Source organism: Hydrotalea sp. AMD, assembly GCF_004100315.1.
Taxonomy (GTDB): Bacteria; Bacteroidota; Bacteroidia; order Chitinophagales; family Chitinophagaceae; genus Hydrotalea; species Hydrotalea flava.
Genome location: NZ_SCKY01000113.1, coordinates 1 through 538, shown reverse-complemented (window position 1 = coordinate 538; position 538 = coordinate 1). Strand labels below are relative to the sequence as shown.

Sequence of the window (538 nt, the reverse complement as noted above, 5' to 3'; positions counted from 1 at the left end):
TTACCGCTTCACATTCAACACTCATAATCTTTGTATCAGTTGCCAATGATATAAAAAGATTTTTTCCGTTTTCATCCAGCCACGGCAACAAATAACGCCAATCATAATTCGCGTTATGTGCTACCCAATGGTGCGAGTTATAATAATTCATAACGCGCCAAATTTCTGAAAGTATCTCGTCCGGCGTACCAACAAAATAACCGTAATCTTGAACCTCTCCATCTAAATCTAAAACTGCGTATTGACCCATTAAAAGAGTACCGCCTAAATTGTCGGTTTCAAAATCAAACGCCGCTATTAACTCGGGCTTACATTGCTTTGATTTTTTAATGGGGTCATATTTTGTTTGTTTCATTTTCTAATCCGAACAATGTAGGTTATTGATTCGATATTGTAGGTTTCGCCAAATTGGTAACTAGACATTATCTCGTCTAAATCTTCTAACTCTGCCAATACAGCGTCAACATTTTTAGGAATATTATTATAAGGCGTTGCAGTGGTTATCTCAGCCCCTCCGTCTTTTGGCCTCATTGTAATG

2 protein-coding genes are annotated in these 538 nt (G+C 37.5%); both read right to left on the bottom strand.

What is annotated here, in order from left to right; genetic code table 11:
• Nucleotides 1–355 (bottom strand): hypothetical protein (locus EO766_RS18360; RefSeq protein ID WP_287101835.1); only part of this gene is annotated, 355 nt, incomplete at its 3' end.
• A partial coding sequence (locus tag EO766_RS18355) for a hypothetical protein (RefSeq protein ID WP_287101834.1) occupies nt 352–538 on the bottom strand: 187 nt, incomplete at its 5' end. The genes EO766_RS18355 and EO766_RS18360, both read right to left, overlap by 4 nt.